The organism is Mucilaginibacter lappiensis, from assembly GCF_900155965.1.
Lineage (GTDB): Bacteria > Bacteroidota > Bacteroidia > Sphingobacteriales > Sphingobacteriaceae > Mucilaginibacter > Mucilaginibacter lappiensis.
In genome coordinates this window covers 309,058-331,389 of the sequence record NZ_FTMG01000002.1, presented here as the reverse complement: position 1 = coordinate 331,389, position 22,332 = coordinate 309,058, and the positions used below count along the sequence as shown (strand labels likewise).

The 22,332-nt window shown below is 43.2% G+C and carries 18 protein-coding genes and 1 pseudogene; 9 read left to right on the top strand and 10 right to left on the bottom strand.

The genetic code is table 11. The annotated features are described in order from the left end of the window. Positions 1 to 231 precede the first annotated feature (231 nt). Positions 232 to 921: a response regulator transcription factor gene (locus BW976_RS05595; RefSeq protein ID WP_076371265.1), complete on the bottom strand. Its 690-nt coding sequence runs from the start codon at positions 919 to 921 to the stop codon at positions 232 to 234. Between the two features lies 1 nt (position 922). After that, the gene (locus tag BW976_RS05590; RefSeq protein ID WP_076371263.1) at positions 923 to 2,539 is read right to left on the bottom strand and encodes a sensor histidine kinase; all 1,617 of its coding nucleotides are present in this window, start codon (positions 2,537 to 2,539) and stop codon (positions 923 to 925) included. Between the two features lie 454 nt (positions 2,540 to 2,993). Between BW976_RS05590 and pdeM the strand changes: the two genes are divergently transcribed. The 5 genes and pseudogenes from pdeM (at position 2,994) to BW976_RS05565 (ending at position 8,123) form a co-directional block, all read left to right on the top strand. Then, positions 2,994 to 3,659, top strand: coding sequence for a ligase-associated DNA damage response endonuclease PdeM (pdeM, locus tag BW976_RS05585; RefSeq protein ID WP_245834642.1), 666 nt, complete (start codon positions 2,994 to 2,996; stop codon positions 3,657 to 3,659). A 383-nt stretch (positions 3,660 to 4,042) separates the two neighbouring features. After that, positions 4,043 to 4,825 carry a succinate dehydrogenase cytochrome b subunit gene (locus BW976_RS05580; protein WP_076371261.1) on the top strand — a complete coding sequence of 261 codons (783 nt, stop codon included), beginning with the start codon at positions 4,043 to 4,045 and terminating at the stop codon, positions 4,823 to 4,825. Between the two features lie 65 nt (positions 4,826 to 4,890). After that, complete coding sequence (locus tag BW976_RS05575) at positions 4,891 to 6,825, top strand: fumarate reductase/succinate dehydrogenase flavoprotein subunit (RefSeq protein WP_076371259.1); 1,935 nt, start codon at positions 4,891 to 4,893, stop codon at positions 6,823 to 6,825. A 100-nt stretch (positions 6,826 to 6,925) separates the two neighbouring features. Continuing rightward, positions 6,926 to 7,282, top strand: a pseudogene (locus BW976_RS05570) (four helix bundle protein). A 49-nt stretch (positions 7,283 to 7,331) separates the two neighbouring features. After that, positions 7,332 to 8,123 carry a succinate dehydrogenase/fumarate reductase iron-sulfur subunit gene (locus tag BW976_RS05565; protein WP_076371257.1) on the top strand — a complete coding sequence of 264 codons (792 nt, stop codon included), beginning with the start codon at positions 7,332 to 7,334 and terminating at the stop codon, positions 8,121 to 8,123. A gap of 291 nt (positions 8,124 to 8,414) precedes the next feature. Here the strand turns inward: BW976_RS05565 and BW976_RS05560 are convergent, their stop codons facing one another. The 5 genes from BW976_RS05560 to thrA form a co-directional block, all read right to left on the bottom strand. Beyond that, positions 8,415 to 9,020, bottom strand: a complete 606-nt coding sequence (locus tag BW976_RS05560; protein ID WP_076371254.1) for an HAD family hydrolase — start codon at positions 9,018 to 9,020, stop codon at positions 8,415 to 8,417. Further along, a complete protein-coding gene (locus tag BW976_RS05555) occupies positions 9,017 to 9,379 on the bottom strand; it encodes a hypothetical protein (RefSeq protein ID WP_076371252.1) in 363 nt (120 codons plus the stop codon). Before BW976_RS05555 ends, BW976_RS05560 begins: the two co-directional genes overlap by 4 nt. 192 nt (positions 9,380 to 9,571) lie before the next feature. Next, a complete protein-coding gene (gene thrC, locus BW976_RS05550; RefSeq protein ID WP_076371250.1) occupies positions 9,572 to 10,882 on the bottom strand; it encodes a threonine synthase in 1,311 nt (436 codons plus the stop codon). 251 nt (positions 10,883 to 11,133) lie between these two features. Further along, on the bottom strand, positions 11,134 to 12,099 hold the full coding sequence (locus tag BW976_RS05545) for a homoserine kinase (protein WP_076371874.1): 966 nt from the start codon (positions 12,097 to 12,099) through the stop codon (positions 11,134 to 11,136). Between the two features lie 99 nt (positions 12,100 to 12,198). Then, positions 12,199 to 14,652: a bifunctional aspartate kinase/homoserine dehydrogenase I gene (gene thrA, locus BW976_RS05540; protein WP_076371248.1), complete on the bottom strand. Its 2,454-nt coding sequence runs from the start codon at positions 14,650 to 14,652 to the stop codon at positions 12,199 to 12,201. Between the two features lie 244 nt (positions 14,653 to 14,896). Here thrA and BW976_RS05535 point away from each other — a divergent pair, with 244 nt between their 5' ends. Both BW976_RS05535 and rsgA read left to right on the top strand, forming a co-directional pair. Next, a complete protein-coding gene (locus BW976_RS05535; protein WP_076371246.1) occupies positions 14,897 to 15,466 on the top strand; it encodes a DUF4468 domain-containing protein in 570 nt (189 codons plus the stop codon). A gap of 23 nt (positions 15,467 to 15,489) precedes the next feature. Beyond that, positions 15,490 to 16,410, top strand: coding sequence for a ribosome small subunit-dependent GTPase A (gene rsgA / locus BW976_RS05530; RefSeq protein WP_076371244.1), 921 nt, complete (start codon positions 15,490 to 15,492; stop codon positions 16,408 to 16,410). A gap of 128 nt (positions 16,411 to 16,538) precedes the next feature. Here the strand turns inward: rsgA and BW976_RS05525 are convergent, their stop codons facing one another. Genes BW976_RS05525 through BW976_RS05515 form a run of 3 tightly spaced genes read right to left on the bottom strand, consistent with a single transcriptional unit; the run spans position 16,539 to position 21,273 of the window. Further along, positions 16,539 to 18,959 (bottom strand): hypothetical protein, encoded by a 2,421-nt coding sequence (locus BW976_RS05525; protein WP_076371242.1) that lies wholly within the window; start codon positions 18,957 to 18,959, stop codon positions 16,539 to 16,541. Then, on the bottom strand, positions 18,922 to 19,983 hold the full coding sequence (locus BW976_RS05520) for a hypothetical protein (RefSeq protein WP_076371240.1): 1,062 nt from the start codon (positions 19,981 to 19,983) through the stop codon (positions 18,922 to 18,924). The genes BW976_RS05525 and BW976_RS05520 overlap by 38 nt, the downstream gene beginning before the upstream one ends. 54 nt (positions 19,984 to 20,037) lie before the next feature. Then, on the bottom strand, positions 20,038 to 21,273 hold the full coding sequence (locus BW976_RS05515) for a cystathionine gamma-synthase family protein (RefSeq protein ID WP_076371238.1): 1,236 nt from the start codon (positions 21,271 to 21,273) through the stop codon (positions 20,038 to 20,040). 198 nt (positions 21,274 to 21,471) lie between these two features. Between BW976_RS05515 and dtd the strand changes: the two genes are divergently transcribed. After that, entirely contained in the window at positions 21,472 to 21,930 is a 459-nt protein-coding gene (gene dtd / locus BW976_RS05510; RefSeq protein WP_076371236.1) for a D-aminoacyl-tRNA deacylase, read from the top strand. 19 nt (positions 21,931 to 21,949) lie between these two features. After that, positions 21,950 to 22,276: a nucleotide pyrophosphohydrolase gene (locus tag BW976_RS05505; RefSeq protein ID WP_076371234.1), complete on the top strand. Its 327-nt coding sequence runs from the start codon at positions 21,950 to 21,952 to the stop codon at positions 22,274 to 22,276. Positions 22,277 to 22,332: the final 56 nt, after the last annotated feature.

The following is a 22,332-nucleotide window of genomic DNA, read 5'->3' as shown; positions in this document are numbered from 1 at the left end:
AACTTTATAAAATCATCACAGATGTTCGGAAGAATCAAAACATATAATGTATAGCTTATTTAGGCTAAAGCCCATAGCTCTATGCCCTTGCAATCCGTTGGTTAAAACCAACGGCAATGAAGAATAAATCAATTAGTTTTTCATTCATTGCCGTCCCATAAATGGGACGGACATTAGAAGCATTTAATGGCTTTAGCCCAAATAACAACCTTCCGAACACCTATTGTTCCATCACCAAACCAATTTATAACCGAGTCCTCTTACGGTAATGATCTGCACATTAGGGTCGGCTTTTAAATGCGCGCGGAGTTTGCTGATAAACACATCCAGGCTTCGGGCGTTAAAAAAACTATCATCGCCCCAGATCGTCTCCAACAGGGCTTTTCGTGGTAATACGTGGTGCTGATTTTTACATAACAACCTCAAAATATCACTTTCCCGGCTGGTTAATTGCCATTGATTGATGCCTTGCTGAACCGTATTTTTAAGCGGGTTAAAAGTGATACTCCCAATCTGGTGACTTTCGCCCGCAGGTTTGCCTGCGCCAAGCAGGCGATTATCACTCAGCAATACTTTAATACGCACCACCAGTTCCTCTACACTAAAAGGCTTTTTTAAATAGTCATTGGCCCCCGATTCAAACCCGGCCACCACATCTTTGGGCTGCGACCGGGCTGTTAAAAAAATCACCGGTATTATTTTGTCAGTTTCCCGTATCTGGCGGGCTACCTCAAAACCATCCATTTTTGGCATCATAATATCCAGTACTAAAATATCGGGCTTGTCGCTTTTATATTTTTGCAGGGCCTGTTCGCCATTAGCGCAAAGTATTACCTCAAAGCCATTTTCTTCCAGGCTTTCGCGCACTATATGGGCCAGGGCCAGTTCATCTTCGGCCAGCAATAAGCGTATTTTACTCATGTTACATCGGTATTGATATTATAAACTGGCTACCCGCATTGACTTCGCTTTTTACAGTTACATGGCCGCCATGCGCTTCTGCAATATACTTCACATAACTTAAACCAAGTCCGGTGCCTTTAACATTGTGCACATTACCGGTAGGCACCCGGTGAAATTTTTCAAAAATACGCCCCAGGTGCGCCGCCGGGATGCCTATACCCTTATCACTTATCGAGAATACGATCATATGACCATCCCGGTATACATCAATTTTGATATCAACCGGTTCGTTGGAATATTTAACCGCATTATCCAGAACATTCAATATGGCATTGCCAAAGTGCAGTTTATCGGCTACGATATCATCAACCCGATCCCGGTTATTATGAGCGATACTTATTGTTTTACCGGCTTTGGCTTTTTCGGCAGTTATCAGTTCGTTCATCAGGGCATCAACCTCTATTTTCTCTTTCAGCAAGATTATTTTATCGCATTCAAAGGCGGCCACATCAAGCACTTTGCTAACCAGCTCGTTTAGTTTGGCCAATTCATTCCTGGAGGTTTGCAGGTAGCGCTGCGTTTTTTCGGGATCATTGAGTGCATTGAATTTTTGCAGCCCTTCAATAGCTACCGTAATAGTGGCGATGGGTGTTTTTAATTCATGCGTCATGTTGTTGATAAAATCGTCCTTTAACTCGCCCAATGCTTTTTGCTGATTGATGGTTCGGATAATGTAATAAAAGCAGTAAATAGTAAACAATACCAGCAGAGCCGATAATACCAGGGTGATCATCATGCCTTTGATAACGGCATATTGCGGGTTATGGATTGTTGCCTTTGCAAACAACGTAAATTCATCTTGCCGGGTGTAATGCGTTAAAAGAAATATAAAGCCATGATATTGATAAACATTCTCATTGGTTTCACTGTAATGGAAATTGAAATCTTGCGGCGTCTGGCCTTTGTTGGATAAGCTTAAAATAAATGGCGCATCAATATTCATTTTCTGCAGTTCCAGCGCAAAGTACCGGCTTAGCTTTAAACTGTCGGCTTGTTTATAGTTGGGAGGCAAAGCATAGATGCCCTCTTTAGGAAGCGGCCATTTATTGCTTGGGACACCCGGATGTGTTTTTATAAATGCGGATAGCTCCGGAGGGGGGTGCATGGCATCATCAACACCTAAAAAAGTGGTGAGTTCCATCATTAAAGTCGGGACATAAAAAGACATTTCCGTTAGCACCTCCGGAACCGTAGCTTTATGATTGATATTAGCCCTGTAATAGTTATAAGTATGTGCATCTGTTTGAAACGGGTTGCTGTTTATGGAGCCATGAAATGAGAAGTTAATATTAAGGGCCGGGTTGATTTTGTTGTTTGAAGTATTTCCTTTTGAAGCGGTATCGATGGTAATAACGCTGCTGGGATCAGAAAGTCGCTTTACCAATACGGTACGAATGGAGTCAAAATAATCTTTTTTGCACCGGTCCATAGCAAGCTGCATGGCGACGATTACTTTACCATCAAATATTTTCTTATTGACGGAATAAGCATTACTAGTCCAGTAAAGTTGAAAAACAATAATGCCAGCTAACGATAGGGTTATTAAGATGAATACGATTTTAAGTTTCCTTTTCATGATTAATGAATTGATGAAGATAAAAGTAAATACATCAATACCAGTCTGTACTTTCTGTTAACATTGCTTAACATTAAATAATAAAAATTAAGATTGGGGGCTTATATAATCCCCTCCCGTGGGGTGGGGCGCGGTTGGTTTGTGAGCAAAAGCAGGGAGGGGTTTATGCGTGATGCAAGCTTACATGGAATAGAAACCCTTCCCTTCCCGCAATGTCATTAAGTTAAGGGGAAAAGCAATTCCGTAAAAGCCCCCTCTAAATCCTCCCCCGGAAGGGGAGACTTAGCTTCAATTTTTTAAAGTCCTCCCTACCGGGGAGGATTTAGGTGGGGCTCCATGTGCTTAACTTAATGACATTGACCTTCCCGAGGGAGGGAATCGCACAGACCCCAGCTTTAACCGCAGAATACCCCTCCAACATCTCCGGAAATAAATTTTTAACTTTGCTATCCTTATGATGATCAGTGCGGCAACTCCATTTATTTTACTCGGACAAAACCTGTTGTTACTCCCCCAAAAAGCTATTTATTGGAAGGAACAAAAGGCCCTGATTATTGCCGATGTGCATTTGGGCAAGGTTGGGCATTTCCGCAAGGCGGGTATTGCCATTCCGCGGGATATGGAGCAAAGTGATCTGGCTACCCTGTCTGATCTGATCCATGAATATCAACCTCAAAAATTATTGTTCCTGGGCGATCTTTTCCACAGCGATATGAATAACGACTGGGATTGGTTCATTTTGTGGCGAAGCCAGTTTCCAAGCCTGCAAATTATCCTGGTACGCGGCAACCATGATATTATACCCGATAAACACTACCAGCAATTAAATATCGAGCTTCACGACGAACTATTGCTGCACCCATTTTTGATGCAGCACCACCCTCTGGCCGATGAACAACTACAAGGCGCCGAAGGCTATGTTTTTTGTGGGCACATACACCCCGGAGTTAATTTAAGCGGCCGTGGCAGGCAATCCATCACTCTGCCTTGCTTTGCTTTCGGCAGTAAACAGGCAGTACTCCCATCGTTTGGTCAGTTTACAGGCAAGGTGGCTATCCGCAATCAAAAAACCGACAGGATCTTCGCGGTTTTGAAAGATAAGGTGATGGCTATTGAATAATTGGAAGATAATCAAGAGGTTAGAGTCAAGAGTCAAGATTTAGGAATATAAACTACTTGCGCTCGTTTGCAAAGAGTACTTATTGTGGAACGGCGATTGTATCGCCCTTGCGTTTTAAACGCAAACCCATGTTAAGCACTCTTTGCAAACGAGCGCAAGAGTGGTTAGGAATTTAACCAAACTTATACAAGGACAGAGCTTTCCCCGCCCCATGTAGCTTATCTTGCCTCTTGAATCTAGTATCTTGCCTCTTTCGCCCTGTGTAATTTGAATGTAATTTCTTAGATTGATTCTAAATAGACTTTTCGTGGTTAATAAGCCGAAAGCATTTCTATCTTTTGGCATATAATAAATACTTTTGCCTAAAATAAATCTATTTCATAATGAGCGAATTTAAACAAACCTTTAACTCATCACTGGGAAAAAAGCTGATCATGGCTTTAACAGGCTTGTTTTTGTGTACTTTTTTAATTGTACACCTTGGAGGCAACCTGCTGTTGTTTAAGAACGATAATGGTTTTGGGTTTAATGTGTATGCTAACTTCCTGACACATTTTCCACCGATTGAAGTTATCGCATATATCCTGTACTTGTCTATCCTGGTACACGCGCTGTATGCCATTATTTTAACGGTAAAAAACCGGAAGGCACGCCCGGTTGGTTACGCGGTAGCAGCAAAATCAGACACCAGCTGGTCATCAAAAAACATGGGCTTATTAGGTTCTATCCTGTTTGTGTTTTTGGTGATACACATGAGCGATTTTTGGTATAAATACAAATATACCAACGAGGTAGCCTTTAAAGAGTACCGTACAGATTTGGCTACAGACCAAACTACCGTAGCAGACTATACACCGGTATCTGCCGATTTCAACCATTCCGTTTCTACCGAAAACAATGTGGAGATAGTAAGGGTAAAAGATCTGCATGCACGTGTGGCACATGTTTTTGGTAACATCTGGTATGTATTGATCTATGTAATAGCCATGGGCGCCTTGTCGTTTCACCTGTTGCATGGTTTCCAAAGTGCTTTTCGCACCCTGGGATGGGTACACCGTAAGTATACACCTATAGTATATGGCATTGGCGCATGGTTCTTTGCGGTGATAATTCCTTTGGGTTTTGCCCTCATGCCTGTGTATTACTTTTTTATGCACAAAGGGTAATTGGTTGATTAAGTTGGATTAGGCTGAGTAATATCAGCCACTCACTAATATAAATTATACGAGAAATGAGTTTAGATGCTAAAATTCCTCAAGGCCCATTAGCCGAAAAATGGAGCAAGCATAAATTTAACCTGAAGCTGGTTAACCCGGCCAACAAGCGTAAATACGATATTATTATTGTAGGTACCGGTTTAGCGGGGGCATCGGCTGCGGCTTCACTGGCCGAGCTGGGTTATAACGTAAAATCTTTTTGCTTTCAGGATAGCCCGCGACGCGCACACTCTATTGCAGCGCAGGGTGGTATCAACGCAGCAAAAAACTATCAGAATGACGGTGACAGCGTTTACCGTTTATTCTACGATACTATTAAAGGTGGCGATTACCGCGCCCGTGAAGGAAACGTTTACCGCCTGGCCGAAGTATCTGTAAATATTATTGATCAGTGCGTGGCACAGGGTGTTCCTTTTGCCCGCGAATACGGCGGCTTACTCGATAACCGTTCATTCGGTGGTTCGCAGGTATCACGTACATTTTATGCCCGTGGTCAAACAGGACAACAATTGCTATTAGGCGCGTACTCGGCATTAAACCGCCAGATACATGCAGGTAAAGTAAAAATGTATACCCGCACCGAAATGCTGGACGTAGTTGTGGTTGATGGTCACGCCAAAGGTATTGTTACCCGTAATATGATCACCGGCGAAATTGAATCACATGCAGGTCACGCGGTACTATTATGTACAGGTGGTTACAGCAATGTGTTCTACCTGTCGACCAATGCTATCGGTTCAAACGTAACGGCTGCCTGGAGGGCCCACAAACGAGGCGCTTTCTTTGGTAACCCATGCTATACTCAAATTCACCCAACCTGTATCCCGGTATCCGGCGACCATCAGTCGAAATTAACGCTGATGTCTGAATCATTACGTAATGATGGGCGTGTTTGGGCACCTAAAACAGCCGCTATTGCCGAGCAATTACGCAAAGGCACGCTGAAGGCCGATCAGGTTAAAGAAGACGATCGTGATTATTTCCTGGAGCGCAAATATCCTGCCTTCGGTAACCTGGTTCCACGCGATGTGGCTTCACGTAACGCTAAAGAAATGGTGGAGGATGGTCGTGGTGTGGGGGCCTCAGGTTTTGCTGTGTTTCTTGACTTTGCCGATGCCATTAAGCGCCTGGGCGAAGAAACCGTAGCTGCCAAGTATGGTAACTTGTTTGATATGTATATACAGATTACCGATGAGAACCCATACAAACAACCAATGCGTATTTACCCTGCCGTACACTATACCATGGGCGGCCTTTGGGTTGATTATAATTTAAGCACCAATGTACCAGGGCTTTATGCCTTGGGCGAATGTAACTTCAGTGATCACGGTGCTAACCGCCTGGGTGCATCTGCCTTAATGCAGGGTTTATCTGACGGTTACTTTGTGATCCCTTATACCCTTGGCGATTACCTGGCTACCATCGGCCCTAAAAAGGTTGATACCAGCCACCCCGCCTTTGAGCAAACCAAAAAAGAAGTTATTGAGCACGTTAATAAATTACTGGCGCTGAATGGTACCAAAACTGCCGAAGCTTATCACCGCGATCTGGGTCATATCATGTGGGAATACTGCGGCATGGCCCGTACTGAAGAAGGATTGATAAAAGCCAAAGAACTGATAAAAGCCTTAAAGGTTGATTTCTGGAAAAACGCCAAAGTTGTTGGCGAAAACGAAGAAGTAAATGCTTCGCTGGAAAGAGCCGGACGTGTTGCCGATTTTATTGAACTGGGCGAACTGATGGTTGATGACGCTTTAATGCGCCGTGAATCATGTGGTGGTCACTTCCGGGTAGAATCACAAACCGAGGGCGGTGAGGCAAAACGCGATGACGAGAATTTTGCATTTGTTGCAGCATGGGAATTTAAAGGTGAAAACCAACCCGAAGAATTGCACAAAGAGCAACTGGTATTTGAATCGGTACATTTATCACAAAGGAATTACGCGTAGATAGATTTGAGACGTGAGATATGAGATTTGAGACAAAAAATATACTACTTGAAACAGATAAAGCTCTCATACCTCACATCTAAAATCTCATATCTAAACCATGCATAATCTAAAGGAATTGAAAATTTGGCAAAAAGCGATTGATCTGGCGGTAGATGTATATAAAGCGACCGTAAGTTACCCAGCCGATGAACGGTTTGGATTAACCAGTCAGATCAGACGGGCCTCAGTTTCAATTTCTTCAAATATTGCATAAGGAGCCGGCAGAAATTCAAAAAAGGAGTTCTGTAACTTTTTAGGTATAGCTAATGGTTCTGCTTATGAGTTACAAACACAATTGGTTATATCAAATAAGTTAAATTTATTAAAAGATGATTTGTTGAATGACTTGCTTAAACAGATTGAAGAATTGCAAAAAATGAACTATGCATTTCAAAAGATGTTATTGAACCAGTAAACAAACAAATGTCTCAATTCTCATATCTCATATCTCAAATCTAGAAAGAATGAACGGAAATATGAACCTGACGCTTAAAGTATGGCGCCAGAAAAACGCTCAAACAGCGGGCAAATTTGTGACCTACAAGGCCGAAGGTATTTCGCCTGACATGTCATTCCTGGAAATGCTTGACGTGGTTAACGAAGGTCTTACCCTGAAGGGTGATGAGCCCATACATTTTGATCACGATTGCCGCGAAGGTATTTGCGGTATGTGTTCTTTATATATCAACGGCCACCCGCATGGCCCAAAACGTGCTGTTACCACCTGCCAACTGCACATGCGCAGCTTTCATGATGGTGAAACAATCACGATTGAGCCATGGCGCGCGGCAGCTTTCCCTATCGTAAAAGATTTGGCAGTTGATCGTGCTGCGTTTGACCGGATACAACAAGCTGGTGGCTACGTATCGGTAAATACTGGCGGTGTGCCTGATGGTAATGCCATCCCGATCCCAAAAGTTATAGCCGACGAGGCTTTTAACTCCGCTACCTGTATTGGTTGCGGCGCTTGCGTTGCTGCCTGTAAAAATGCTTCGGCCATGCTTTTCGTATCGGCCAAGATCACGCAGTTAGGTCTGTTGCCTCAAGGCCAGCCAGAGCGTTACCGTCGTGCACAATCCATGGTAGCTCAGATGGACGAAGAAGGTTTTGGTAACTGTACCAACACCGGTGCCTGCGAAGCGGAATGTCCTAAAGAAATTAAGCTGACCAACATTGCTCGTATGAACAATGATTTTTTAAGCGCTAAACTGTTCCACCAGGAAGAAATTCACGAAGAACAACACGGTGGTGCTTAATCTGCGATAACGAACAATATGTAAAAAGGCTTTGGAGATTTTCCAAAGCCTTTTTCTTTTTATGGCGTTTAGAGAGTAAGTATAAAAACCAGTGTCATTTCGAACGAGCAATGAGTGGGGTAGAGAAGTGGGGCGAGGAGAAATCTTTTACACCCGACAAGCTGCATGTATGGCGTAAAAGATTTCTCCTTACCCTATTCCACAGCCCCCGCGTTCGTCGAAATGACATTTTTTTTAGAATGCGCTCTTAGACCTACGAAGTTTTTGAAACTTAATAGGTCTCCAAATATTCTATAACAACTTCAACGCTTCCAATTCCTTTTCCAACTCTGCGGCCGAAGTAAAGTGTATGGATCTAATGCCGATTTTTTCAGCGGCTAATATATTGCGGTAGTTATCATCGATAAACAGGGCTGTCTGTGGGTCAACTTGGTAACGATCAAGCAGGATCTGGTAAAATTCTGGCGCCGGTTTACGCATCTTCTCGACACCTGACACCACAATACCATCAAACCAGCCCAGGAAATCATAACGCGCCAAAGCCACCGGAAAAGTTTCGGCCGACCAGTTGGTGAGCGCATATATCTTGTACCTGTCGCCCGTTTTTAGCCTCCTGAACAACTCAACCGTATCATGAAAGGCTTCGCCCAGCATTTCTTCCCAACGACCGTAAAACGCGCGGATATGGGCTTCGTACTGCGGATGTTGAGCCACCAATAGTTCGGTACCTTCCCGTAAGGAGCGGCCGGCATCTTGCTCCTCGTTCCAGTCGGGTGTACAAACCGTTGCCAGGAAATCTTTCATTTCTTGCTCATCGGCAAACAGGGTACGATACATGTAATGCGGGTTCCAGTCAATCAAAACTGCACCCAGATCAAATATGATGGTATTGATCATTTCTTTTTATCAGAATGTTCGTAAACTTTAACATCTGTAACCACCGAATCTTTCAGGGAAAGGATCAGTTTTTTGACATAAATTGTTTTACCCTTTTTGCTTATCTCATCAATATCATACACCATTTCGGTGGTATTACTTAGCTGCGGACGGTGCAACAGGTGAATCACTTCCTGATATTTTAACCCTTTAAGTTTATAGCTTTTCAACAAATCATCAAGCATGTTATCCCTGTTGGGAAATTCCAGGCCATCGCCATAATCCCAATTTTCGCGGTCGAACTTGGTATGGTGTTTACAAGCCGCAAAAGACAGGGCAATTACACAGAATAGTAAGATTGCTTTTTTATTAATATTCATTGATCAAATATAGCATTAGAAGCTATTCATTAACAACTTTGTCATTCTTCATCATATAAACCCTCGTATCTGTCATTTCGATACGAGGAACGAGTGAGAAACTATCTCTTGAGCAAAGCGAAAAATCTTATACATTGTTTAGGCTGGTGCAAAAGATCTCTCCTCGTTCGAGATGACATTTTTGTTTCCTATTTATTCAGCTCCTAACAAATACGCTTTAAAATCCGCAAAATCCTTACTCAAAGGCACGGCCAGTTTGGTTTTATGCTGCAGCTCTTTCACCTGTTCCGGTATCTCGATCTTAGCGCTTATGGCTTCGCTGAAAACATCCGGGAACTTGCAGGGATGGGCTGTTGATAAGAAAACACCAGCGGTATCTACACTACTATGATCCTGTTGATAATCGGTCAATGCCTGCCTGGCTATAGCCGTATGCGGGCACACTACATACCCATAGGTATCAAACACCCAGTTAATGGCTTTTAGCGTTTCTTCGTCGTTATATTTAAAGCCGACAACCAGTTTTTTCAACTCGTCCATGTCATCCTTAAACAGATCGGCTATGCGTACCCAGTTGCTTGGGTTACCCACATCCATAGCGTTGGATAGGGTAGCCACCGATGGCTTTGGCTGATAAATACCTGTTTTTAAAAACTCCGGAACGGTATCATTATCGTTGGTCGCTGCTATGAATTTTTCGACAGGTAAACCCATTTTCCAGGCCAGTAAACCCGCGCCTATGTTACCAAAGTTTCCGCTCGGTACCGAGAAGATCACTTTTTTAACACCTTGTCTTAATAACTGCGCGTAGGCATTAAAGTAGTAAAAGGTTTGCGGTACCAAACGCGCTATATTGATCGAGTTGGCTGATGTTAAACGGAATTTCTCATTCAGCTCCGCATCCGTAAATGCTTGTTTCACCAGAGCCTGGCAGTCGTCAAAGGTACCGTCAACCACCAACGCGCGGATGTTTTGGCCGTTGGTGGTTAACTGCTGCTCCTGTACACCACTTACTTTACCCTGCGGATATAATATGGTTACCCGGGTGTTAGGCACACCCAAAAAACCAAGGGCTACTGCCCCACCGGTATCGCCGCTGGTGGCCACCAGTACATCCAGTTGTTTTTCGCCTTCCTCTAAAAAGTAACTCATCACCCGGCTCATGAAACGGGCGCCGAAATCTTTAAAAGCCAACGAAGGGCCATGAAAAAGCTCCAGCACATTCACGTTATCATCCAGTTTTACCACAGGGGCCGGGAAGTTGATGGCATCATCGATCAGCGCTTTCAGATCAGCTTCTGGTATAGAATCGCCCAGTAAATTCCGCGCTACTTTAAAAGCAATCTCAGGCAGGGAATATTTATCCAGGTTATTGATAAAATCCGCATCTAAACGGGGGATACTGTATGGCATATATAAACCTTTATCCTGCGGCATGCTGTTAAAAACCGCGTCTTTAAAGGATACTTCTGATAAGGTGTTGTTGGTACTGTAGAGTTTCATTTTTTATGATTTCGGAGTTCGGATGTTCGATCTCGGATTTATTTAATTTTTTTATTTTATCAATTTGTCATGCTGAACGGAGTGAAGCATCTATTTGACGATTAGATCCTTCGTTCCTCAGGATGACAAAAGTGGCTGTCATTCTGAGCTTGTCGAAGCATGGTGGGCAGGCCTCTGCGCACGCCCTTCGACGGGCTCAGGGTGACAACCTTATACTTTTTTAATTTTGAATTTTCACTTTTGACTTAACCTCAAAACCTCGCTATTACCTTCGGACCTGCATCATTGATGGTAGACACATAAGTGTTCGAACCAATTTTCAATCCGGTTAAATGTTGCTGTAGTTTTTGGGTGATGAGCGTGGCTGTTTCCTCGTCCTTAGTAAATGCAAAAACAGATGGACCAGAGCCGGAGATACCGAAGCTTACCGCCCCCATGCCCATGGCTATTTCACGCATTTTATAAAAATCGGGGATCAGCATGGAACGTACAGGCTCCACCAGTACATCTTTCATACTGCGACCTATCAGGTCAATATCCTGCATAAATAAACCGCTTACCAACCCGGCAATGTTGCCCCATTGGGTTACCGCATCTTTCATCTGAATGTTTTTTCGGATGATCTGCCGGGCTTCCCGGGTAGGCACATCCACATCGGGGAATACGATGGCGCAATAAAGATCTTTAGGATGGGGCAGCCTTACCACATCCAGCGGTTCATAACTGCGTATCAATACAAAGCCTCCAAACAAAGCCGGGGCAACGTTATCCGCATGACCCTGACCGCAAGCCATTTCCTCGCCTTTCATAGCAAAGGGCAACAGGTTTATCGGGTCAGATTCATCGCCCAGCAGCGTTTTAATAGCAAATAAACCAGCAACTGTACTGGCCGAACTGGAACCCAGCCCGCTGCCTATCGGCATTTTTTTGTGCAGTTCAATATCCAATCCAACATCGGTACGACCAACGCTTTCTAAATAATGCTGCACGCTTACACTCACCGTGTTTTTAGCAGGATCAAGCGGCAGTCTACCATCATCACCAGTAATTTTGCTGATAGTGATACCGGGTTTGTCGGTCAGGCGCATGATCACCTCGTCGCCCGGTTCATTCACGGCAAAACCCAGTACATCAAAACCGCAAACAACATTGGCGACGGTTGCCGGGGCAAAAACGTGGATGCCCCCTCCGCCCCCTGAAGGGGGTGCCACTTGCATGGGGATTTGTACTTCTTGTATTTTATTATCTTCCATTTTTTTCAACCTATTTAGCTCTTTAAAGCCAGATTTATAAACTATAGTTCCCTCTTCAGGGGGTTAGGGGGCTACGCCCAAATTAATCAGATCAGCAAATACACCGGCTGCTGTTACTTCAGCACCTGCACCAGGGCCTTTTACCACCAGCGGGCGTTCTTTATATCTGTCAGTGATAAAAGATATAATGTTATCACTGCCTGATAACATATAGAATGGATGGTTCTCATCAACCATTTGCAGATTGATTGTTACTTTACCATTCTCCAGTTTACCTATATAGCGCAGCACTTTACCATCTTTTTCTGCCAGGTCTTTTAGTTTAGCAAAATGAGCATCCTCTGTTTTTAGCGTAGCGTAAAAATCGTCTACCGATTTTGCTTCCAGGCTGGCTTGGGGCAGTACGCTTTCTATCTCTACATCCGCTTCTTCCATGGCATAACCGGCATCGCGGGCCAGGATCAGCATTTTGCGCATAAAATCCTTGCCGCTCAAATCATCGCGAGGATCAGGTTCGGTATAGCCTTTTTCCTGTGCCTCTTTTACCACATCATGGAAATTGGCATCGCCCTTAAAATTATTAAAGATGAAGGAGATGGTACCCGAAAGGATAGCCTCGATGCGTTGTACCCTGTCACCACTGTTCATCAGGTTTTTCAGTGTGTTGATGATCGGTAGGCCTGCACCTACGTTAGTCTCATAAAAAAAGTCGACACCATGGGTACGTGCAGTATCCTTAAAGGTGCGGTACTGCTGGTAGCTGCCGGAGTTACCTATTTTATTACAGGTGATCACCGAAATATTGGCTTTAAAAACCTGCTCGTAAAAACCTATCGGCACCGGGCTGGCGGTATTATCAATAAATACGCAGTTAGGCAGGTTCATTTCTTTCATTTTGCTGATGAAGCCTTGCAGATCGGCCTCGTAGGGTGAAGCCTGCAGATCATCCTGCCAGGTATCCAGCGATATGCCGTCGCTGTTGAATGTCATTTTACGGGTATTGCTGATGCCCGCTATTTTTACCTGTATGCCATTATTGTCTTTCAGGTACTGGCTATGGGCATTCAATTGGTTAAACAGGGTTTTACCGATATTGCCGGTACCCAGGCAAAAGGCATGCAACGTTTTGGTGAGCTGCACAAAAAAGGCATCGTGAACGGCATTCAAGGCTTTGGACAGATCATTAGCCGAGATGATCACAGAGATATTATACTCCGACGAACCCTGCGCAATGGCCCGTACGTTAACCCCGTTACGGCCCAGCGCATGGAACAATTTGCCCGACATGCCCGGCGTTTGTTTCATATTTTCGCCCACAATAGCCAATATGGCCAGGTTCTTTTCGATCACCAGGTGCTCCAGCTTTTTGGCGGCCAGCTCCAGTTCAAATTCCTGCTCTATTACCTGTTTAGCGCGTTCGGTATCCTGTGGCTGCACCGCAAAGGTAATGCTATGCTCTGATGACGACTGGGTGATGAGGATCACGTTGATCTGCTCACGTGCCAGCAGCGAGAACAAACGGCCGCTAAAGCCAGATTTACCTACCATGCCGCTGCCTTCCAAATTCAGGATGCTGATATTATTGATGGAGGAAATACCTTTGATAGGCAGGCTTGATGCCTTACAATCATGGCGGATCACGGTGCCTTCAAACTCGGGCTCAAAAGTATTTTTGATCACGATAGGGATCTTTTTCAGGAAAGCCGGGATCATAGTTGGCGGATAGATCACCTTGGCGCCAAAGTAGGAAAGCTCCATGGCCTCGGTATAGGTAAGCTCGGTTAAGGAGAAAGCCTTTTTCACCATCCGCGGATCGGCGGTCATCATGCCGTTAACGTCTGTCCAGATCTGTATCTCTTTAGCATTTAGCGCCGAGCCGAATATAGCCGCGGTATAATCGCTGCCGCCACGGCCCAGGGTGGTGGTTTGCCCGGCATCGTTACCCGCTATAAAGCCGGTTACAATAAGCATTTTATCTTTGTTAGCCTCGTACAGGTTACGGATCAGCATTTCAGATAGTTCGGTGTTCACTTTGGCATTTCCAAAGGCGCTGTCAGTTTTGATCACTTCGACGGCATCAACAAAAAGCACATCCTTAAAATGCTGGGCCGCTATTTTGCTTACCATAATGGTAGAGCAACGTTCGCCAAAACTCAGGATCTGGTCGCGCGTTTTGGGAGTCAGTTCACGGAGGGTCAGTACCCCTTGCAGCAGCTCTTCCAACTGGTTAAAGTGAATTTTTAACCGGGTAAACGCCGGGTTTTGGTTTTGCACATCTAACAAACTTTTTACCACATCAAAATGGCGTTTTTCCAGGTCGGCCAGTGCCGCGGTAAATTCCTTGCCTTCGGCAGCATCCTCAGCCATTGAGGCCAGCAGGTTGGTTACACCGCCCATGGCCGATAGTACGATTACCGGTTTTTCCTGGTTTTTAAATTCATCTCCCAGGATGTTTAAAAGAGTTTGGATGCTTGCTATTGATCCTACGGATGTACCGCCAAATTTTAGAACTTTCATTTATGGTTTAGTGTCAATAATGTTTAAACAAAAAAGCCTTCCTCTTTGCGGAGGAAGGCTTTCATTTGGTTTCTTTTTTTATGTTTTTACACCATACGATTATCTTCCTCCGAGGTTTATGCCGGTGGTAATAATAATGGTAATAATGGTGTTGTTAAGTGTCATATATAATGTCCGTAAAGTAAGTAGATTATTTTTTAAATAGCAAGGATTATTTTATTTTTTATATAATTACTCTTGATTTATGAGCAAAACCCTATTTCTTATTTTAATGCTGCTGATTGCAAAAACGTGCTTTGCCCAAAAAGCTAAGGATTCTATAGTTTATAACCTTCCGGTAATTAATGATAAACTAATATATACGGATAGCATAGAGGTGAAAGGCCGGGACAGTATAAGCCTGGACACCATGGCTAAAAAATGGTTTAACAGCTATTATGTAGCCCATCAGGCCGATACTACCCAAGGTAATAATGTTAAGGGTAGCGTTGTATGCCAGGGCATACTTGAATATAGTCTTGCACCCAATTTATATCGAGTTCCGTTTTATATGGTAGTTTCTGTTCAAATAAATTGCTGGAACAATCACTATAGTTATAAGATGTGTAATATACATTTTAGGTCTAAAAGCGGATTGCTCAATGCTATTTATCATTACCCCAGTGATCCTGAATACCTTATTAAACAATATAAACAAAAGCGCCGGGGAGTACTGGATATTAACGCACGCCATATGACCAGAGCACGTCTTTCTGCTATGAATAACGTGGTATTGGCCAGCATTGCTTCATTACATAAAGCAATGGCTAATTAATTGTTATTTTTGGGGTTAATAATATGCAAGGATTAATCACCAAATCAACCGGAAGCTGGTACCAGGTACAAACACCCGATGGGCAACGTATAGACTGCCGCATTAAGGGTAAATTCAGGATGAAGGATATCACGACTACCAACCCCGTAGCGGTTGGCGATATAGTTGATTTTGAAATGGAACCCGATAGCGAAAACGGCGTGATCACTAATCTGCATCAACGTAAAAACTATATTATCCGCAAGGCGATTAACCTGAGTAAGCAGGCGCAGATCATCGCGGCTAATCTCGATCAGGCCCTGCTGGTGGTTACCCTGGCATCGCCCCGAACTTCCTTAGGCTTTATCGACCGTTTCCTGGTTACTGCCGAGGCTTATGATATCCCCGCACGATTAATATTTAACAAACTCGATCTGTTTAGTGACGAGGGCCTGGAAATCCTGGCCGACTATAAATCGATATATGAAAATATCGGCTATCCTTGCTTTGAGGTTTCGGCGCTGGATGGTACCAATATCGACCAGGTACAAGAGCTGCTGAAAGATAAGGTAACGTTGTTCTCGGGCCACTCGGGTGTGGGTAAATCAAGCCTCATCAATAGCCTGCTACCGAGTCTTGACCTGCGTACCCACATGGTATCTGAATGGAGCGACAAGGGCATGCACACCACCACCTTTGCAGAAATGTTTGAGTTGCCGCAAGGCGGCTTTATTATTGATACACCCGGAATCCGCGAGTTAGGCGTTATTGACATTGAAAAACAGGAACTGGGCCACTTTTTCCCAGAAATGCGCGAACGTATGAACGAGTGTCGCTTCAACAACTGCCGTCACATTAACGAACCCGGCTGCGCCGTACTGGAAGCCCTGGAAAACGGCGAAATAGAACTATCCCGCTATGAAAGCTACCTGAGCATTTATCATGGTAACGATACCAGGGCCTAGGCCGAGAAACAAGAGCTAAGAATCAAGAAATAAGATAAAAAAGGGTTGTCATCCTGAGCGGAACGAAGGATCTATTTTCGAATGATGCAAAATAAATTCTTTACTCCGTTCAGCATGACATTAATATTCTACTTTTTACTTACCTTCAAAAAATCCCGCAGATAACTGCAATCATTTACCGCCAATTTATAGTAGGCTGTTTTGCCATAGCTTTTTTGCAGCTCTGCAAAGTACGGATTGCGCCGTACAGCTTTATCATAATTCTTTTCATCATCCTGGAGCTTGGTGTAGTTATAATCCCGGTAGTCAGAATAGGATGGCAGCTTGATTTGCTTTTGCCTGCATTTGGCGGCCATAAATGTACACTTGGCTTTAAACTCGGCATTTGTGCTTAATTGCCTTGCCTTTAAAAAGTATTTTTCGGCATTGGTGGTTTTTATATAGTCGGCATCATAATAATATAATGACTTGCGACCATAATCTGTCGATGACCAGTTATAACTGATCAAATACCAGGCATTGCCATAAGTAGAGGTATTATACAAAGCTGTACCCATTGTAAAATAATATGCTGATGCATTTTTAGGGTCGGCCTTGATTTGTTTTTGAAACCCGGCCATAGCTTGTGCAAACTGCCGTTTATTATACCCTTTTTCGTTGTTATTTAACAACAATTTAGGATAATCGGGCATCTGGCTTATGAATGGATCCGAACCCGTTGCTTTTTCATCGTAAAAATTAGTTGGAAATGCACTCAGCTTTTTGTTGTTTACTATTTTTAATGCATTAGCAGCCTCAGCATATTTATGTTCGCGCAAATATGCCGTACCTAATAGTTCATACAGGTCACCATTACTGTAACGACCCAATTTTTGTGTTAAAAAATGCAGATAAGGATTTGCGGGAGGTGTTTTTTTCCAGGCAATTATTTTATTTAATGCCGATGAATGGAGATAGTTTTGCCAATAGTTGATTGTCTCGCTGCTGGCCTCGGTAACATTACTTCCGCTTGCATCGCCCTGTAACATGGCGATGGCTGCTTTACTGGAGTCGCCTTGTTTTAAGTAGGCTGGCGCCATGATGTCCTGGTAAAAATTGCGGGCCGTTATGGCAAATGGCGATAAACCATAGTAGCCCAAATTATACGCGGTGTTGTTTTTGATTTCATGTGCTACTTTATCATCGAGCCATTTTAATGACGGCAGCAGGGTAGCTTCATTTACTTCGTTGTATTGCTGTATGCCCTGCGCGGTAAGCAATAGCTGTATAATCTGTTTTTGATCGTTAAACTTTGAACTTAACTTTTCGCTGTTTAGCGCTGCCAGGTATCCAAGTCCGGATTTAGTGTCTTTTTGCATCCATGCTAAATAAGCCAGTGCAAGGTTGCCAAGGCTTGACTCCGGGTATTTTTTTTCTGCTGATAGTTTTTGGCAAAAGCTTTCCAGTTGTTTAATGTGCGCTAAGGCTTTATTTTTGCTACTATCGGGCATAGTCTGATAATAACTTGACACTGCCGGGCTTGGGGTCAGTGTTGTACTCACATATTGTTCCTCCAGTTTATTAATCTCGCGAATAAGCAGCACACCTACCATATCCGAGGATGGCTCATACTCATAAACCTCTTTTAATGGATTGATATTAAGGGCAGGGTCATTAAAACCATCAATGGCATGAATAACTGCTTTCTCGTTTTTATTGGCAGCCAATGCTAAAACAGCAGCTGTTTTTACCCGCATATAATTAAAATTACGGTAAGCCTGAACGCGCCTTTCGGGATACGCCGCAAATATTTTTGAGAACAGATACGCCGAATTCACCGTATCACCCAGCCACCGTGATTCGCCAGCCCTTAAAGCTAGCGTCCAGCCTTTTACATGACTGTCTGTTTTGTAATTAACCAGGTATTTATCGTATACATCGGCGGCTTCTTTATAATACTTTCCGTAGTGTAGCAGGCGCTGGGCCTGGTATAAATACCTCAGCTTAATAAATTTATCCTTTTGGGTATTGGCATTTGATAATGCTTCTTCACCGTCTTCCTTCAGCGCCTTGGTATCCATTTCTTTTGGATTCCAGTATTCAGATTTGACGTTTGCTACAGGCTCAACGCCTTTAGCGAACTGATAGTAACTTAGCGCGCTTTTATTGGAGGCCAGAGCTTGTAAGAAGGTATTACTTTTTAAACTATCGGGCAGCGGCCCTTTTCCATCTAAATATCCGTTATATAAAGTACTATCAGCATTGTATTTTAAATTATACATCGCTTTTTCAACATCTTCGGTCTTTACCCCATGGCCTAAATACGCCGCCCATTCTCTGGAGTTGAGGGTAGCCTCGCTTACCTGTTCTTCATCGTCATATAAAAAACTGTAGGAGGTAAAGTAAAACGGTTTATACTCTTGCGTACGTTGTATGTCATTATGAAAAAAAGAAACATAATAATCATAAGGATCGCCCTCGCCACCGCAGGCAATATTGATAGCAATTTCGGCAAAAAAGAAAACGATTAAACTAACGGAACAGATGAGCAGTTTTCTCCAGATCTTCATAGGTATAGGTTTTTAAAATAGCTTCGTCAAGGTGAAAATAAATAATATTCAGGGTATCTGCTTCAATCAGCGGTGATAAATACCCGGCTGCTGCCTGCATGTTCTTTGCTGAAACATCCTCCCAACGTATTTCATCTTTTGCTTTCAACCCGTACTGTGGCAGGTTTGTTTTGGCTATGTAAAAATTATTTCCGTGGATGATAAACTGAGCCGTATCGTTCAGATCGGCAAGGTGTACTCTTTTGGATATCCCGATATACTGCTGATCACGAAAAGCAACAGCCCAGCTAAAAAGGGGCAGACCAACATCAACAGGTATGGGGTAGGCTTTCACGTTATCGCCCAGGTATTTTTTTAGTTCGCTCATATCAAGTATAGAGTTTTGCTGTCCGTACTTGCGCAAATTACCCATATTATAACACATCAACATAACACGGTTTACCGGAGGAATACCACTTCCTTTTTGATTTTTTATTTGATGAAGCCTTAATGTGGCAGAGATCGTTTTTGTTTTTAACTCTTTTATCTGACGTAACCGCCCAAGCAGGTAAAAATAATTTTCGCGGGTGGATGATGTCCAGTCGCAATCAATCTGGAGTTCACTAAATGTGGTTTTGCCCGCTTGCTGCACTTTACCGTTTACAAAGCGAACGATATTACCGGCCAGGGCATCAAGCTGCGAATGGGTTGTTACTTTCAGGATATTGTTTACAATGAATACTACTGGCACTATTTCAACCGTATCCGGCAATTTATTCTGAAAAGTTATGGGCGATACCGGAATAGGAATTACACCGCTTTCGTCCATATCCACATCCATCATGCGTACATAAAGCCTGGGTGTATGAAAATGACCTAACCAGGCCGCTTCAGTTGCGTTAGTTTTATAAACCGTTTTCCAGAAGTAAAAAGAGGTATTGATAACCCGGTCATGCCGGCGGCAGGAGGAGAGGCAAGAAACTATGATAGAGCAAAGAATAATGACAAAAAGAACAAGGACTGAACTTTTACAATGGTTTTTCATCCCTATCTTTTTTAAAAATGGTATCCTTATTCTTTGCTCCTTAAATCCTTGCTCCTATCCCAAAGCTTCTTTAAAATCAGCCATCAGGTCTTCCAGGTCTTCAATACCTACCGACAGGCGGATCATAGTTTCGGGGATACCCATTTCGGCGCGTTTATCGGCACCCAGTTCAAAAAATATGGTTTGAGCAACCGGGATAGCCAGTGTACGGGTATCGCCCAGGTTACTTGATTTTACAACCAGTTTCAGCTTATTTAAAAAAGCCAGGCAATCAATGCTTTCATCCAGCTCGATGCTCATTAAACCGCCAAATTTTTTGAACAGTTTACCGGCACGTTCATGTTGTTTGTGACTTTTGATACCCGGGTAAAATACGTTCTTGATCATCGGGTGGCTTTCAAAATACTGAGCCAACGCCAACGCATTATTGCAGGCACGCTCTAAGCGCAGGGCTAATGTTTCTGCTCCCACAGCAATAGTATGCGCAGCTTCGGGCGATAAGGTACCACCGGCATCCCTCAATCCTTTTTTACGGATCTGGGTAAGGCCCAGTGTTTCGGGTTTTACCTGTTTTTTAAACGTTTCGAAAATATTAGGGTAGTTGCTCCAGTTAAACAAACCGGTATCGGTAACACAGCCGCCAAGCGCATCGCCGTGGCCGCCAATATATTTTGTTAAAGAGTTGATCACCAAACTTGCTTTAACATCAATAGGGTTAAACAAGTAAGGCGAGGTCATGGTGTTATCCACCACATATATGATCCCTTTTTGCGTGCAAAGCTCACCAATACCTTGCAAATCGGCTACTTGTGTAGCTGGATTAGCAATGGTTTCCACAAACACCATTTTGGTGTTGGCCCTAACTTCATTGCGTACATTTTCAACATCGGTAGCATCAACAAAAGTAATATCCAGGCCCAGATCAATATAGGTTTGAAATATGCTGCGACTATTACCAAACAGAAATGAACTGGCCACAATATGATCGCCATGTTTTATGAGCGCCATTACCGTTGCCGAAATTGCCGCCATACCGGTTGAAAAAGCAATAGACGATAATCCTTTTTCCATATTGGTTACCTTATGCTCCAAAGCGGTAACGGTAGGGTTACCCTGGCGCGAATAAGCGTATCCTTTTTTCTTGTTCTGAAAAATATCAACCAGGTCCTGCACATCCTCGTGCCCATAGGTTACCGAAGTATGTATGGGTTTATGTAAGGAGCCATGCTCTGGTTTACCTAAGCGGTCGGCGTGTAAAATGGTAGTGGTAAAGCCTCTTTTCGTTGTCATGATGTACCTATTAATTAAAAAACATAATAGCGGTTGCGAACTTAGTTTTTTTTGAGCAAAAAATAACTGTTTTGTTGCATAAGAAACAGGATATGAGAATCAAGAGACAAGAAAAAGACGGGAGCCAAATAAAAAAGCTTGTTTCTTATCTCTTGATTCCTGACTCTTAATTAACTTGCTGCCTTAAAATTCGAAACAATGAGAGCTGTTTTACAACGCGTTACTGAGGCCAGCTGCAAAGTTGAAGGCGAAATAACAGGCGAAATTAAACTGGGTTTCCTGGTTTTATTGGGTATTGAGGAGGCCGATACCGAAGAGGATTTAAATTGGCTGGCTAATAAAATTACAGGCATGCGCGTTTTTGGCGATGAAAACGGATTAATGAATAAAGCGCTGGCCGACGTTGACGGGGACATTCTGCTTATATCACAATTCACCCTGTTTGCACAGACAAAAAAAGGCAATCGCCCATCTTTTATTAAGGCTGCCAGGCCCGATAAAGCCATACCGATGTATGAACAAATGATCAAATTATTGGAAACACTTACAGACAAAAAAATAGCCACGGGCATTTTTGGTGCAGATATGAAGATCAACCTGGTGAATGATGGGCCGGTCACCATCATTATGGATACAAAGGATAAAGACAATCACTAAAAAATATTTAAACTCTTTTATGGAAATTAAGGAAGCACAACATCTTGTAGATAAGTGGATAAAAACCATGGGTATCCGGTATTTTAATGAGCTCACCAATACGGCCATTTTGATGGAAGAGGTAGGTGAGGTGGCCCGCATTATGGCAAGACAGTATGGCGAGCAATCATTTAAAAAATCGGATACAGAGGTTAACCTGGCAGATGAAATGGCTGATGTGCTGTTTGTACTGATATGCCTGGCTAACCAAACCGGAATTGACCTCACGGATGCGCTGGAGAAAAATATGGAAAAGAAAAGCATCCGTGATGCCGACCGGCACAGGAACAATGAAAAGCTGAAATAAAGAAATAAAACAGAATTAAATTTTGATAAATAAATTTATTTGGAATTTAATTTTGT

Excerpts from the sequence above, each read along its gene's own strand:
- BW976_RS05595 (WP_076371265.1), bottom strand. The coding sequence starts at position 921 with ATGAGTAAAATACGCTTATTGCTGGCCGAAGATGAACTGGCCCTGGCC.
- BW976_RS05590 (WP_076371263.1), bottom strand. The coding sequence starts at position 2,539 with ATGAAAAGGAAACTTAAAATCGTATTCATCTTAATAACCCTATCGTTA.
- pdeM (WP_245834642.1), top strand. The coding sequence starts at position 2,994 with ATGATGATCAGTGCGGCAACTCCATTTATTTTACTCGGACAAAACCTG.
- BW976_RS05580 (WP_076371261.1), top strand. The coding sequence starts at position 4,043 with ATGAGCGAATTTAAACAAACCTTTAACTCATCACTGGGAAAAAAGCTG.
- BW976_RS05575 (WP_076371259.1), top strand. The coding sequence starts at position 4,891 with ATGAGTTTAGATGCTAAAATTCCTCAAGGCCCATTAGCCGAAAAATGG.
- BW976_RS05565 (WP_076371257.1), top strand. The coding sequence starts at position 7,332 with ATGAACGGAAATATGAACCTGACGCTTAAAGTATGGCGCCAGAAAAAC.
- BW976_RS05560 (WP_076371254.1), bottom strand. The coding sequence starts at position 9,020 with ATGATCAATACCATCATATTTGATCTGGGTGCAGTTTTGATTGACTGG.
- BW976_RS05555 (WP_076371252.1), bottom strand. The coding sequence starts at position 9,379 with ATGAATATTAATAAAAAAGCAATCTTACTATTCTGTGTAATTGCCCTG.
- thrC (WP_076371250.1), bottom strand. The coding sequence starts at position 10,882 with ATGAAACTCTACAGTACCAACAACACCTTATCAGAAGTATCCTTTAAA.
- BW976_RS05545 (WP_076371874.1), bottom strand. The coding sequence starts at position 12,099 with ATGCAAGTGGCACCCCCTTCAGGGGGCGGAGGGGGCATCCACGTTTTT.
- thrA (WP_076371248.1), bottom strand. The coding sequence starts at position 14,652 with ATGAAAGTTCTAAAATTTGGCGGTACATCCGTAGGATCAATAGCAAGC.
- BW976_RS05535 (WP_076371246.1), top strand. The coding sequence starts at position 14,897 with ATGAGCAAAACCCTATTTCTTATTTTAATGCTGCTGATTGCAAAAACG.
- rsgA (WP_076371244.1), top strand. The coding sequence starts at position 15,490 with ATGCAAGGATTAATCACCAAATCAACCGGAAGCTGGTACCAGGTACAA.
- BW976_RS05525 (WP_076371242.1), bottom strand. The coding sequence starts at position 18,959 with ATGAAGATCTGGAGAAAACTGCTCATCTGTTCCGTTAGTTTAATCGTT.
- BW976_RS05520 (WP_076371240.1), bottom strand. The coding sequence starts at position 19,983 with ATGAAAAACCATTGTAAAAGTTCAGTCCTTGTTCTTTTTGTCATTATT.
- BW976_RS05515 (WP_076371238.1), bottom strand. The coding sequence starts at position 21,273 with ATGACAACGAAAAGAGGCTTTACCACTACCATTTTACACGCCGACCGC.
- dtd (WP_076371236.1), top strand. The coding sequence starts at position 21,472 with ATGAGAGCTGTTTTACAACGCGTTACTGAGGCCAGCTGCAAAGTTGAA.
- BW976_RS05505 (WP_076371234.1), top strand. The coding sequence starts at position 21,950 with ATGGAAATTAAGGAAGCACAACATCTTGTAGATAAGTGGATAAAAACC.